General features: G+C 72.1%; 11 protein-coding genes and 3 pseudogenes. 6 read left to right on the forward strand and 8 right to left on the reverse strand.

The window, feature by feature from the left end; genetic code table 11:
- Window positions 1–206: 206 nt before the first annotated feature.
- Window positions 207–308: pseudogene (locus ABZ128_RS22465) on the reverse strand (TetR/AcrR family transcriptional regulator); the annotation flags it as partial.
- Window positions 309–310: 2 nt separating this feature from the next.
- Here ABZ128_RS22465 and ABZ128_RS22470 point away from each other — a divergent pair.
- Window positions 311–498: pseudogene (locus ABZ128_RS22470) on the forward strand (class I SAM-dependent methyltransferase); the annotation flags it as partial.
- Between the two features lie 190 nt (window positions 499–688).
- Window positions 689–2,842 carry an RNA polymerase recycling motor ATPase HelR gene (gene helR / locus ABZ128_RS22475; RefSeq protein WP_356850555.1) on the forward strand — a complete coding sequence of 718 codons (2,154 nt, stop codon included), beginning with the start codon at window positions 689–691 and terminating at the stop codon, window positions 2,840–2,842.
- Here the strand turns inward: helR and map are convergent.
- Window positions 2,823–3,596, reverse strand: coding sequence for a type I methionyl aminopeptidase (map, locus tag ABZ128_RS22480; protein ID WP_356850556.1), 774 nt, complete (start codon window positions 3,594–3,596; stop codon window positions 2,823–2,825). The two genes, helR and map, sit on opposite strands and share 20 nt — an antisense overlap.
- Window positions 3,597–3,661: 65 nt before the next feature.
- Between map and ABZ128_RS22485 the strand changes: the two genes are divergently transcribed.
- Window positions 3,662–3,913: a helix-turn-helix transcriptional regulator gene (locus tag ABZ128_RS22485; protein ID WP_356850557.1), complete on the forward strand. Its 252-nt coding sequence runs from the start codon at window positions 3,662–3,664 to the stop codon at window positions 3,911–3,913.
- Here ABZ128_RS22485 and ABZ128_RS22490 read toward each other — a convergent pair.
- From ABZ128_RS22490 to ABZ128_RS22510, 5 genes and pseudogenes are all read right to left on the reverse strand, one after another.
- Window positions 3,910–6,264, reverse strand: coding sequence for an Orn/Lys/Arg decarboxylase N-terminal domain-containing protein (locus ABZ128_RS22490; RefSeq protein WP_356850558.1), 2,355 nt, complete (start codon window positions 6,262–6,264; stop codon window positions 3,910–3,912). The two genes, ABZ128_RS22485 and ABZ128_RS22490, sit on opposite strands and share 4 nt — an antisense overlap.
- A 163-nt stretch (window positions 6,265–6,427) precedes the next feature.
- Window positions 6,428–6,802 (reverse strand): annotated as a pseudogene (locus tag ABZ128_RS22495) (hypothetical protein); the annotation flags it as partial.
- A 21-nt stretch (window positions 6,803–6,823) separates the two neighbouring features.
- Complete coding sequence (locus tag ABZ128_RS22500; protein WP_356850559.1) at window positions 6,824–8,272, reverse strand: amino acid permease; 1,449 nt, start codon at window positions 8,270–8,272, stop codon at window positions 6,824–6,826.
- Window positions 8,273–8,359: 87 nt separating this feature from the next.
- Window positions 8,360–8,626 carry a hypothetical protein gene (locus tag ABZ128_RS22505; RefSeq protein WP_356850560.1) on the reverse strand — a complete coding sequence of 89 codons (267 nt, stop codon included), beginning with the start codon at window positions 8,624–8,626 and terminating at the stop codon, window positions 8,360–8,362.
- Window positions 8,627–8,728: 102 nt separating this feature from the next.
- Window positions 8,729–9,331 carry a TetR/AcrR family transcriptional regulator gene (locus ABZ128_RS22510; protein ID WP_356850561.1) on the reverse strand — a complete coding sequence of 201 codons (603 nt, stop codon included), beginning with the start codon at window positions 9,329–9,331 and terminating at the stop codon, window positions 8,729–8,731.
- Between the two features lie 64 nt (window positions 9,332–9,395).
- Here ABZ128_RS22510 and ABZ128_RS22515 point away from each other — a divergent pair, with 64 nt between their 5' ends.
- Window positions 9,396–9,908: an SRPBCC family protein gene (locus tag ABZ128_RS22515; RefSeq protein WP_356850562.1), complete on the forward strand. Its 513-nt coding sequence runs from the start codon at window positions 9,396–9,398 to the stop codon at window positions 9,906–9,908.
- Window positions 9,909–9,966: 58 nt separating this feature from the next.
- A complete protein-coding gene (locus ABZ128_RS22520; protein ID WP_356850563.1) occupies window positions 9,967–10,743 on the forward strand; it encodes an SDR family oxidoreductase in 777 nt (258 codons plus the stop codon).
- A gap of 68 nt (window positions 10,744–10,811) precedes the next feature.
- Here the strand turns inward: ABZ128_RS22520 and ABZ128_RS22525 are convergent, their stop codons facing one another.
- Window positions 10,812–11,270, reverse strand: coding sequence for a ricin-type beta-trefoil lectin domain protein (locus ABZ128_RS22525; RefSeq protein WP_356850564.1), 459 nt, complete (start codon window positions 11,268–11,270; stop codon window positions 10,812–10,814).
- Window positions 11,271–11,635: 365 nt separating this feature from the next.
- On the opposite strand from ABZ128_RS22525, the gene ABZ128_RS22530 reads away from it, so the two are divergent.
- Entirely contained in the window at window positions 11,636–12,331 is a 696-nt protein-coding gene (locus ABZ128_RS22530; protein WP_356850565.1) for a hypothetical protein, read from the forward strand.
- The last annotated feature ends 151 nt before the right edge of the window (window positions 12,332–12,482 follow it).

The raw sequence follows: 12,482 nt of genomic DNA on the forward strand, positions 1-12,482 counted from the left end.
GTTCGGTACGCCCGTCACGGCGGTCACCGCGGCAACGGCGACGCAATGATCACCGAGTATGGGGCCTGAGGCGCACGGGTGCGCAACACCGGTACGGACACGCGGCGGCCGTGGCGGAACCCGGCGCCGCCCGGGGACGCCCCTGCCCCGGTGTGCCCGCGGACGGCCGTTTCCCACCGCGGTCACCGCTCGACGCCGGCGAGGACGGCGGTGCGGTCCCCTACGAGCTCGGCCAGGGAGGCGTCGAAGTCGGTGAAGTGCCGGTGCAGGACGCCCTTGACGCACCCGGCCTCCGTGGTGACGGCCCGGCCCCGGTCCGGACGTCCTCGACGTGGGCTGCGGCACCGGCATCTCGCCCGGCAGTTCGAAGCGGCCGGCTGCCGCGTGCTGGGGGTCGACGTCGACGCCCGGATGGCCGAACTGGCGCGTCCGCGCGGACTCGACGTCGAGGTGTCGTCGTTCGAGACCTGGGACCCGGCCGGCCGGGAGTTCGACGCGAACCGGCGGCGTCTGACGCGGCTCCGTCCACAACGAGCGGCGAAGACACAGGGGGAGCGGCAGGAGAAGGCGAAGAGGAGAACACACTCCTGGCCACTCTCAACTTATAACGCACCGGGGGCCTTGCGGCAAGGCCCCCGTCGTGGGCCAGAATCGCGGGCCGAGGTCGCAACCGGCAGAAAGCTGAGCCATGAACCCCCTGACCACCAGCGCGTTCGACCTTCCCGACCACCTCTCCCCCAAGGCCGACCCGGCGCTGATCGACGGCGACGAACGGCACTTCGCAGCCATCTCGGAATGCCTTGAGCAGGCGATCGCCGAACTGTCCGACCGTCTTGACGCCGAGCGCAGGGCGCCCGGTGGCGTCGGCCGGGAGGCGATGGACCGGGACGCGGAGATCCACCGGCTGACCGGCCGTCTGCGCGCCCTGCGCCGCTTCGGGCTGGATCTGTGCCTGGGCCACATCGTCCCCACGGACCGTTCCGAGCCCGTGTACATCGGCCGCCTCGGCCTCACCGACAGCGAAGGACGCCGGCTGCTGCTCGACTGGCGCTCCCCGGCGGCCGAGCCGTTCTTCGCGGCGACCCACGCCCACCCGATGGGCCTGGCGAGCCGCCGCAGGTACCGGTGGGCCCGCGGCCGGATCAGCGACTACTGGGACGAGGTGTTCACCGCGGACGGGCTCGACGGGCACGCCGCGCTCGACGACCAGTCCGCGTTCATCGCGAGCCTGGGCGGCAACCGTTCGGCACGGATGCGGGACGTGCTCGCCACCATCCAGGCCGACCAGGACGCCGTCATCCGGGCGGGATCCCGCGGCGCCCTCGTCGTCGACGGCGGTCCGGGTACGGGCAAGACCGTCGTCGCCCTGCACCGCGCCGCGCACCTCCTCTATTCCGACCCCCGCCTCGGGCACCGCCGGGGCGGCGTCCTGTTCGTCGGTCCGCACCAGCCCTACCTCGCTTACGTCGCCGATGTCCTGCCCAGCCTGGGAGAGGAGGGCGTACAGACCTGCACCCTGCGCGACCTCGTCGCCGAGGGAGCCGGAGCAGCGGTCGAGACCGATCCGCGCGTGGCCCTGCTGAAGTCGTCCGCGGACCTGGTGAAGGCGATCGAGGCGGCCGTCGGCATCTACGAGGAGCCGCCCACGGAGGGGATGACGATTTCGACCCCCTGGTCCGACATCCGGCTGAGCGCCGACGACTGGGCGGCGGCGTTCGAAGGAGTGGAACCGGGTACCCCGCACAACGAGGCGCGTGACCAGATCCGGGAGGAGCTGGTCACGATCCTGATGGACAAGGACGACGGCGACGCCCCGCCGGAGCTGCTCCGGAGGTCGCTGCTGCACGACGGGGAGCTCAACAGGACCCTCAACCGTGCCTGGCCGATGCTCGAAGCGGCTGACCTCGTCGCAGACCTCTGGTCGGTGCCCGCCTACCTGCGCAAGTGCGCTCCCTGGCTCGGCCCTGACGACGTTCGCACGTTGCAGCGCGAGGACGCCCAGGCCTGGACGGTCTCCGACCTGCCGCTCCTGGACGCGGCCCGGCAGCGACTCGGCGACCCGGAGGCGTCCGTACGCGAGCGTCGCCGCGAGGCCTCCGTCGCCGCCGAACGTGCCCGCCGGGCCGATGTCATCGACGGCCTGCTGGAGGCCGACGACGACGGTGAAGGTGCGGTGACGATGCTGCGCGGACGGGACCTGCAGGACACCCTGATCGACGAGAGCGCCCTGCCCGCCGCCGAACCGGACCTGCTCGCCGGCCCGTTCGCCCACGTCATCGTGGACGAGGCCCAGGAACTCACCGAAGCGGAGTGGCAGATGCTGTTGCTGCGCTGCCCGTCCCGCAGCTTCACCGTCGTCGGGGACCGCGCCCAGGCCCGGCACGGTTTCACGGAGTCGTGGCAGGAACGGCTGGAGCGGGTCGGGCTCGACCGGATCACCGTGGCCTCCCTGGGCATCAACTACCGGACACCGGAAGAGGTCATGGCGGAAGCCGAGCCGGTCATCCGGGCCGAGCTCCCGGACGCCAATGTGCCGGCCTCCATCCACAGCAGCGGCATCCCCGTCGTCCACGGGGCCGTTGCGGACCTGGACGCGGTCCTCGGCACCTGGCTCGCCGAACACTCCGACGGGATCGCCTGCGTCATCGGCGATCCCGCGTTCCGGGCGACGTCCCGGGTACGGTCGCTCACCCCGACGCTCGCGAAGGGGCTGGAGTTCGACCTGGTGGTGCTCGTCGACCCGCAGGAGTTCGGCCAGGGCGTCGAAGGAGCGGTCGACCGCTATGTCGCGATGACCCGCGCGACCCGGCAACTCGTCATCCTCACCACGGGAGCGCGGTGAGGATCCTCGGGCCGGTGGGGGTGATCGCGACCGTGTGCTCCGCGTGCGCGGCGCGGCTGCCGTCGACGGTGCGCAGGGTCCAGCCGTCGCCGTCGCAGGTGTAGTCGTCCGTACCGCCCGCGATCAGCATCGGCTCGATCGCCAGCACCATGCCGGGCCGCAGCTTCATGCCGCGCCCGGGGCGGCCCTCGTTGGGCACGCCCGGGTCCTCGTGCATGCTGCGGCCGATGCCGTGGCCGCCGAAGCCGTCCGGGATGCCGTACCCGGCGGCCCGGCAGACGGTGCCGATGGCGTGGGCGATGTCACCGATCCGGTTGCCGGGGACGGCGGCGGCCGTGCCCGCGGCGAGGGCCGCCTCCGCCGTCTCCATCAGCCGCAGGTCGGCGGGGCGGGCCCGGCCGACGGTGAAGCTGACGGCGGCGTCGCCGACCCAGCCGCCCAGCCTCGCGCCCAGGTCGATGCTCACCAGGTCTCCGTCGCGCAGCCGGTAGCCGTCGGGGATGCCGTGCACGATCGCGTCGTTGACCGAGGCGCAGATCACCGCGGGGAAGGGCACCGGCGCGAACCGCGGCCGGTAGCCCAGGAAGGGGGAGCTCGCTCCCGCCTCGCGCAGCACCGCACGGGCCGTCCCGTCCAGTTCCAGCAGGGAGACCCCGACCCGGGCCCGCTCCCGTACGGCGGCCAGGGCGCGGGCGACGACCCGTCCGGCTTCGCGCATTGCTTCGATCGACTGTTCCGTCTTCAGTTCCACCATGCCAATAACTATACCGGTATAACTTTACCGGGATAGTTATTGGGGCGCCGGGGTAGGATGGCGGCATGGCCCGTACCCCCTTGACGCCCGAAGAGCGTGAACGCGGCGAGCGGCTCGGCGCCCTGCTCCGCGACGCCCGCGCCGGCCGCAGCATGGTCGAGGTCGCGGCCAGCGCCGGACTCTCCGCCGAAACCCTCCGCAAGATCGAGACCGGCCGGGCCCCCACCCCGGCCTTCTTCACGGTCGCCGCCCTCGCCGAGGCGCTCGGGCTCTCGCTGGACGACGTCATGCGCCGCTGCGCCCCCGCGCCGGTCTAGGTCCCGATGGGGCTGTCCTGGCGTACGCACTCGATGAGGTAGTCGCCCGTGTCGGGGTCGACGGTGACGCCGTGCGCCTCGCTGTGGAAGCCGGGAAAGGCCCGGTCGAAGGCCTCCAGGGCACCGAGGTAGCGCAGCACCGGACCGTCGGGGGCGCCGACGGCTTCTCCCGGCATCAGGACGGGGATGCCGGGCGGTGTCACGGTGACCATGGCGGCGGCCACCCGTCCGGAAGCCTCGGCCAGCCGGAGGCGTTCGGTGCCGCCCCGGATCAGCTGCTGGTAGCAGCGCCGGGGCGGGACGACCGGCTCGGGCAGTTCCCGGAAGGCCGTGTCCAGGGCCTCGATGAGTTCCGCGCGGGTGAGGTGCTCGTGCATCTCCTGGCACAGGCCGCGCACGGTGGTGTCCCGGTAGCGCTGCGGGTGGCGCTCGACCAGGCCCGGAAGCACCTGGCGCAGGGGGGTGTCGGCGTCGTGGAGGGCTTTGAAGTCCATGAGGGCGTCCATCAGCGTGCCCCACTTGCCCTTGGTGATGCCCATCGAGAAGAGGATGAGCGTGGTGTAGGTGTCGGTCTTCTCCACGACGATGCCGCGGCCCGCGAGATACGCGGTGAGGATGCGGGCGGGAACGCCCCACGGCTCGGTCTCCCCCGTGGCCGTGACGCCGGGGCAGGTCAGCGTGACCTTGACGGGGTCCAGCATGCACTGGCCCCGGCTCAGTCCGGGAAAGCCGTGCCAGTCGGCGTCGGGATCGAGCTGCCAGCACGTGGGGTCGGCGGCCAGGAGCGCCGGCGAGGCGTCGGCGAAGGGGACCGGGGTGCCGCCGACCGGGTCGGCGACGGTGTCGGGCTGCCACACGCCGAAGAACCACGGGGGCCGGTCCCCTGCGGCCGCGATCCTGCGGCCGGTCCGGACCACGGCCTGCCGGAACCGGATGGCCTCGGCGACCGCCTCGTTGACCAGCCACTCCCCCTGGGGCCCGTCCATCATGGCCCCGGCCACGTCGAGCGAGGCGATCGCCGGGTACAGCGCCGAGGTGGTGCCGTGCATCATGAACGCCTCGTTGAACCGGTGGTGTTCCACCGGCGCCCGCGGTGAGGACTTCACGTGCACCATGGCGGTCTGCGACAGCGAGGCCAGCAGCTTGTGCGTGGACTGGGTGGCGAAGACGGTGGGCCGTTCCCCGCCTTCGAAGGTGTCCGGGCCCACCGCCATGCCGTAGCGGCCGGCGTAGAGGGGGTGGAAGCGGGCGTAGGCGAACCAGGCCTCGTCGAAGTGCAGACGGGGGGTGCTGGGTGCCAGGGCGCGTGCCGTCTGCACCGTGTCGTAGCACAGGCCGTCGTACGTGGAGTTGGTGATCACCGCGTACTGGGCGGCGGGGGAGACGGCGCCCGGTGTCAGGGGGTGGCCTGCGATCCGGGCGGCCACCGCGGCGGGCGCGGTGTCCTGGGCGGGGAGCGGGCCGGCCAGTCCGTATCCGTTGCGGGTCGGGACGAGGTAGACCGGGCGGGCTCCGGAAATCACGAGCCCGTGCAGGACCGACTTGTGGCAGTTGCGGTCGACCAGGGCGATCTCGTCGGACGTGACGCAGTAGTGGCCGACCATGCGGTCCGCGGTGGAGTCCCCGTGCAGCACGAAGTACGTCCGGTCGGCGCCGAAGATGCGGGCGGCGTTGCGTTCGGCTTCACCGATGGGGCCGCTGTGCTCGAAGAGGGAGCCGAGCTCCTCCACGGAGATCGACAGGTCGGTGCGGAAGAGGCGCTCACCGTAGTAGTCGAAGAAGGCCCGGCCGACGGGCGACTTCAGGAACGCCACTCCGCCCGAGTGCGCGGGGGTGTGCCAGGAGTACTCGTGGGCGTCGTCGAACCGGCGCAGCGCTTTGAAGAACGGGGGCAGGACGGCGTCACCGTAGGCGCGCGCCGCGCTGAAGACACGGCCGGCGATGAAGGAAGGGGTGTCTTCCAGCGGCCAGATGTAGCCGATGGCGGTCTCGGCCACCCACAGGGGCAGCCGGTCCAGGCCGTGGTCGGACTCCTCGGACATCACGACGAAGACCGGCAGGTCCTTGAACCGGCGGGCGATCTGCCGCAGGACGGTGGCGCCCCCGCCTTCGGCGGCCTCGCCGGTTCCGGGGTCCGCGCCGGTCTCGGGCGGCAGGTCCCAGGCGACCACCGCTGCCGTCAGGCCCGCTTCGGTGCGCAGAGCCGCGCAGGCCGCCCCGGCCGTCCGGGCCCACCGCACCTCCAGACCGTGGTTCTCCAACTCCTTGCCGATACGGCGCAACTGGTCGCCGCCGACCCCGCCGCCCAACGGGTCCTCGCACAATGCCAGCAGGACACTGCCGTTCGCCATGACACTCCCATGAGCCTGGTTCCAAGCCGCCTGACCGGCCAAGTGTCGGCTGGAGCACCGGGGTGCCGCGGCGGAACCGGCGGCCACTCACCCGTACGAGGAGCCGCCCCGGAAGGCCGCGTTCGGAGAGGTCGGGGGTGGTCCGACGGCAGGGAACCGGCGCGTCCTCGAAGCCGGCGTCGTAGGCGGCGGCCATGTCCTCGGCGCCGCGGCCCCGGGCCTCGGCGCGGTGGAGGCGTGCCGCGGCGGCCGCTGCCCCGTCGAGGCGGATGCCGCGCTGTCGTGCGGCCTCGACGATCGGACGCGCGTCCTTCTCCGCCGTGGTCACCGCGCAGGCGGCCGGGGTTTGAGGCGGCTGCCGGCCTCCGCCGGCTCCCGGGTGCCGAGAACCGGCGCGTCGAAGAACAGCAGCTGCTGCTCCCGCGCGTTCCAGGCGGCGGGGCCGTCGTGCACCGTCGTGCGGACCACGTCGGCGTCCCGCAGCGCTCCGCGGGGAGTCGGCGAGATGCGCACCCTCCGCGACGGGCGGTTCGGCCTTGGCCCCGCCGCCCGGCGGTCGTTACGGGGAGGGCGGCCGGTCCGCGGTTCCGCGCCGGGCGTCCTTGGCGAGCTCCGAGTTCCGGTAGGAGTAGGCGAAGTAGACGACCAGACCGATCAGGAACCAGACCACGAAGCGGAGCCATGTCTCCACCTGCAGGTAGGTGATGAGCCAGATCGATGCGATCACGCCGATGGCCGGGGTGACGGGCATGAACGGAGCGCGGAACTCCCGCGGCAGCTCGGGATGCCGGTAGCGGAGCACGATGACGGCGGCGCACACGACCACGAAGGCGAGCAGGATGCCGATGTTGGTCAGTTCCGCCGCCTCGCCGATCGGCACGAAACCGGCGATGAGGGCCGATGCCACACCGACGATCCAGGTGACGCGGGTGGGGACGTGCCGGGTCGGATGCGTCTTGGCGAACCAGTGGGGCAGCAGCCCGTCGCGGCTCATGGAGAACCACACGCGCGTCACGCCGAGCATGAACGTGAACATGACCGTGAGGATGCCGATGATCGCCCCGACGGCGATGATGTCGGCGACCACACCGAGCCCGACCGACTTGAATGCGGTGGAGAATCCGCTTTCCGGGTCGATGTCCGTGTAGCGCTGCATGCCGGTCAGGACCAGGCAGGCGAGCACGTACAGCACCATGGCGATGGCGAGCGAGTAGATGATCGCCCTGGGCATGTGACGTTGCGCGTCCTTGGATTCCTCCGCCGCCGTGCTCATCGCGTCGTAGCCGAAGACGGCGAAGAAGACCGTGGCGGCACCGGTGAACGCGCCCCCCACCCCGTAAGGGAAGAAGGGCGTGTAGTTGCCGGTGTTGATGTGGAAGAAGCCGACGACGATGACCAGCAGCACGACGAGCACCTTGAGCACGACGACGGCCGTCTCGAAGCGTGCGGCGTTCTTGATGCCGAGGGTGAGCAGGTAGGCCGTGAACAGGCACAGGACCGCGGCGATCAGGTCGACGCGGTGGCCCTCCCCCGTGCCCGGCGCGCCCAGCATCCAGGTGGGCAGGCCCGCGCCCGTGTCCGTCAGGAGGAAGTTGAAGTAGCCGGAGATGCCGATGGCGACGACGGCGACGATGGCCGTGTACTCCAGCAGCAGGTCCCATCCGATGAACCAGCCGACCAGCTCGCCGAGGACGGCGTAGCCGTAGGTGTAGGCGGAACCGGCCTTCGGGATCAGGCCGGCGAACTCCGCGTAGGAGAAGGCCGCCGCTGCGCTGGCCACACCGGCGATGAGGAAGGAGACCAGCACCGCCGGTCCCGCGATGCCGTTGGCGACCGTCCCGGCGAGGGTGAAGATGCCGGCGCCGATGATGCCGCCCACGCCGATCGCGGTGAGCTGCCACAGGCCGAGCGTGCGTGTGAGCTGTTCGCTGGGTGCGCCTTCGGCCTCTTCGATGTGCTCGATCGGCTTGCGGCGCAGTACGCCTTCTCCCATCCGCAGCCTCGACATGTCCTGTCCTTTCCGCAGATGGCTGACGGGCACTCATGATGGCGGAGCGGGCAGGGCTGCGGAACTAGGCGCTCCGGGAGTCCTCGCTCAGCCGCTGTCCGCCACGTCGTCGCAGGCGGGGCAGACGAGGTTCGCGTACTGGGGCGGGTACCACGGGGAACCGGGGTGTTCGGCGGGGACGTACGGGGACCGCTCCATCGCGAAGGTGTCCCGGCCGCAGAAGGTACGGGGGCCGGGCACGGAGGGCCGGTCCGGGGCGGCCGGGGCGGCGTGCACGCGGAGGACGGGCCGCTCGGCGGTTGTGTGCGCCGTGACCGGCCGGCCCAGCTCGTACACCACGGCAATCTCGCTCATGGCCCCACGGTAGGCGTTCGGGCCGCGCCGCTGCGGCGGGGTGCGGGCGACACGCCTGCGCCCGGCTCACATGGCTGCGGGGCCGTTCCCCGCCCGGCTCGGTCAGTGACGCGGCTGCAGGGGCGGGCCCAGCAGGGCGGCCGTGCACTGTTCCGTGAGGTCCTCGGCGTGCGGCGGCAGCGGCAGGCCCGCCCTCAGATTGCGGCGGACCACGGAGAGCGGCAGGTCCACGAGGGCGAGGGCGATCCGGTCGCGGTCCTGCGGCCCGGTCGCGCCGAGGGCGTCGGCGACGGCGGCGACGGCGGCGAGGACGCGTCCGTTGCCGGCGTCTGCGCGCACCGTGTACGCCTCGGGCCAGTCGGAGCGGCCGAACTCGGCGGCTCCGTAGAGGAGGAGGGCCGCCTCCTGCGGGTGGGCCCGGCTCCAGGCGACGACGTGCCGGGTGGCGCGGACCGCGGCCCGGTACGGGTCGTCCGCGCCGTCGAGCGCGGTGAAGTACCCGTCCTGGAAACGCTCGACGGTGCGCAGCCACACCTCGGCGAGCAGGGCCGTGCGCCCGGCGAACCGGTGGTAGACGGATCCGCTGGGGGCGCCGACGGCCTGGGCGACGGCGGACATGGTCACCGCGGCCGGCCCGCCGGCAGCGGCCAGGCCCACGGCGGCGTCGAGCAGCTGGTCGGTGGTGAAGCGGGGTGGTCGCGCCATGAATCAGAGAGTACTCTCCAATTTATTAGAGGAGCGCCTCTAAAACTACGGAGGGGAGACTTCCATGGGCGTCTACAACGTGCACGAACGCCGCCTGGCCGCAGACGGGAGCCGCGTCGGTGCGCTCTTGGACTCACTGTCGAGCGGGGCGAAGGACCGGCTCTGGCCGGTCGGAGGCTGGCCCCCGATGGAGTTCGACGGCCCGCTCGCGGTCGGCGCCAAGGGCGGCCACGGGCCGGTGCGCTACACCGTGGCCGCGTACGTGCCGGGCACCTGGGTCCGCTTCGCCTTCACCGGACCGCGGGGCTTCCACGGCTTCCACGAGTTCGCGGTCCTGCCGGACGGCCCCGGGCACACCGTGCTGCGGCACACCCTGGCCATGGACGCCCGCGGTCCGGCCCGCCTCACCTGGCCCCTCTCCTGGCGCCCCCTGCACGACGCCTGCCTGGAGGACAGCCTGGACCGGGCGGAGCAGGCCTGCACCGGAACCCCGGCCCGCCCCGCCCGCTGGTCCCCGTACGTCCGCGCCCTCCACGCCCTGGCCCGCCGAGCGGGAGCCCGCCGGTCCTCCGGGTGACGGCCCCCTGCCCCGCCCCGGGCACCGGCGGTGGGGACGGGGCGTCTAGGGTGCGGACATGATCTCGGACTACCTCTCCGAACTGTTCTCGCTGGACGGCCGGGTCGCCGTGGTGACGGGCGGCAGCTCCGGCATCGGCCGAGCCGTTGCCGGGGCCCTCGCACGAGCCGGGGCGGGGGTGGTGGTCGTGGCGCGCAGGGAATCGGAGCTGGCCGCCACCGTCGACGAGCTGACGGCCGGGGGCTGCCGGGCGGCCTGGGTGAGCGCCGACCTGGGCAGCCGCGACGGGGTGCGCGCGGCGGCCGAGCAGGCAGCCGCGGTGTTCGGCGAGCCCGACATCCTCGTCAACAGCGCCGGGATCAACCTGCGGCCGCCCATGGGCGAGTTGGGCGAGGACGTGTGGGACACCACGATGGCGGTGAACCTGGAGGCCCCGTACTTGTTGGGCGAGCGGTTCGGGCCCGGTATGGCGGAGCGGGGCTTCGGGCGGATCATCCACATCAGCTCGCAGCAGGCGCACCGGGCGTTCGTCCAGAGCGGCGCCTACGGGGTCTCCAAGGGGGCGCTGGAGTCGCTGGCCCGCTCACAGGCCGAGGCCTGGTCTCCTCACGGCGTCACCTGCAACACGCTGGTGCCCGGCTTCGTCATGACGCCGCTCAACGCGCGGCTTTCGTCCGACGCGGAGAAGGTGGCGGCGCTGGCGGCGCGCACGATGGCCGGGCGCAACGGCCTGGCCGAGGACTTCGCCGGCGCGGCGGTGTTCCTGGCCGGCCGCGCCTCCGGTTACGTCACCGGGCAGTCGATCTTCGTCGACGGCGGCTTCTCCGTCCACTGAAGCCCCGCCCCGCCGAGCGCGCCCGACCGAGCCGGACGGGCCGGCGGGCCGGCCGGGAGGGGAAGGGGTCAGTTCGCCCGCAGACGCCAGTACTGCCAGGCGAACGGGCCGCAGTTGCGGACGTTGACGCCCGCGTGCTCGCTCGGGTCACCGTTGTTCTGGATGCTCAGGCACTGGTTGTTGACCTCGGTGCGCAGCCATTCGCCCTCGGTCCGCCACCGCTGGTTGGGCAGTCCGTGGCAGTCGCCGACGACCTGCGCCGCGGCGTCGACCTCGCCGTTGCGGACGTCGAGGCAGTGCAGCTCGGCAAGGTTGCGGAGCTTGTTCCCGTCCCAGTACCAGAGCTGGTTGCCGGTGCCGCGACACGTCTGGACCTCGACGTTGTCGCCGTTGGAGGCGAGGCACTTGGCGTTCAGCGCGGTCACGATCTCGAAAGTGGTGGCGGCGTGCGCCGGCGGGGCCGTGGTGAGCAGGGGCAGGACCGCCAGGGCGAGCGCGGGCAGGCCGCGCAGCAGGTGCTTGATCATGTCCACGGGTGTAGTGGCCGGGGCCGGTCCGCTGCCAGGGACGGACACGGCAACTCACCCGTTCGGACCAGCCGGTTCACCGCAGAAACGATCAACGATTCCGGACGGCGGCCGGCGCGCTCCCCCGGCCGGAGAGCGCCCGCGGGCCTGCGAACCGCCCCCGCCCACCGGCAGGGCAGCCCCCTGCCTCCATTCGGAAGCAGGCCGCACCCCGGAGGGTGACGGGCCGGAATGGTGGACCGATTAACGGAGGAAACTCGTGCGATCTTCGGTCGCGACGGACAAGCAGCTGCCGGGCCGACGTGACGCCACCGCCTCACCGTGTGCATCTCGGACGCCGCGGGGGCCAGTACGAGAGGAATCACATGAGGAAGCTCGCCTGGGCGGCGCGGGGCGTCGCGGCAGTGTCGGGTGCCGTGCTCGCGGGGGCGCTCGTCGCTCCGTCAGCGGTCGCACACACCGGCACCGACCCCAAGCCCCCGGCCAAGACCTCGAAACAGGACAGCCACAAGAAGGACAGCCGCAAGGAGAGCGGACACAAGGACAAGGACGACAAGAAGAAGGACGACAAGCAGAGCGGGCACAAGAAGGACACCCGCAAGGAGAGCGGGCACAAGAAGAACGACGACAAGAAGAAGACCGAAAGCCAGACCCCTGTCACCACCGACGGGATCGCGTCGAACAAGAAGTGCGAGACCAGCCGGGACGTGGATTCCGCTGCGGTGTACGTGGGGGTGGAGCCCCTGGTCGACACGGTGTTCCGGGCCGCGACGGACCGGGAGGGGCACGCCTTCCTCAACGACAGCCGCAACCCCGGCGTGTGGATCAACCTCGCCCTCGTCCCCGGCGCACCCTCGTGCGTCTACGACGCCTCCGTCGCGGCGACCGAGGAAATCCCCGGCCACCTCTACATCTCCCTCCTCGCCCACAACGGCACCATCTGGCAGGCCGTCTGCGACACCACCGAGACGCCGTTCGCCCCGTCGACCATCGCCGCCTCCTGCTCGCCGGGCTTCACCGCCCTGCTCGGCACCCCCGTCGGAGCGATCCCCCGGCGCTGACGAGCCGGCCTGCGCGCGTACGGCCGGGAAGATCCGCACATGCCGTCTTGCCCGGCCCCGCGGGGGCCGGGCAGACGGGCGGTGGGTTCGGATGAGCAAAAGTCGTTACTACAGTAGCTGTGTCGTATTTTTGGTTTGGGGGGTTGTGGTG

This window comes from Streptomyces sp. NPDC006326 (assembly GCF_040612915.1).
Lineage (GTDB): Bacteria > Actinomycetota > Actinomycetes > Streptomycetales > Streptomycetaceae > Streptomyces.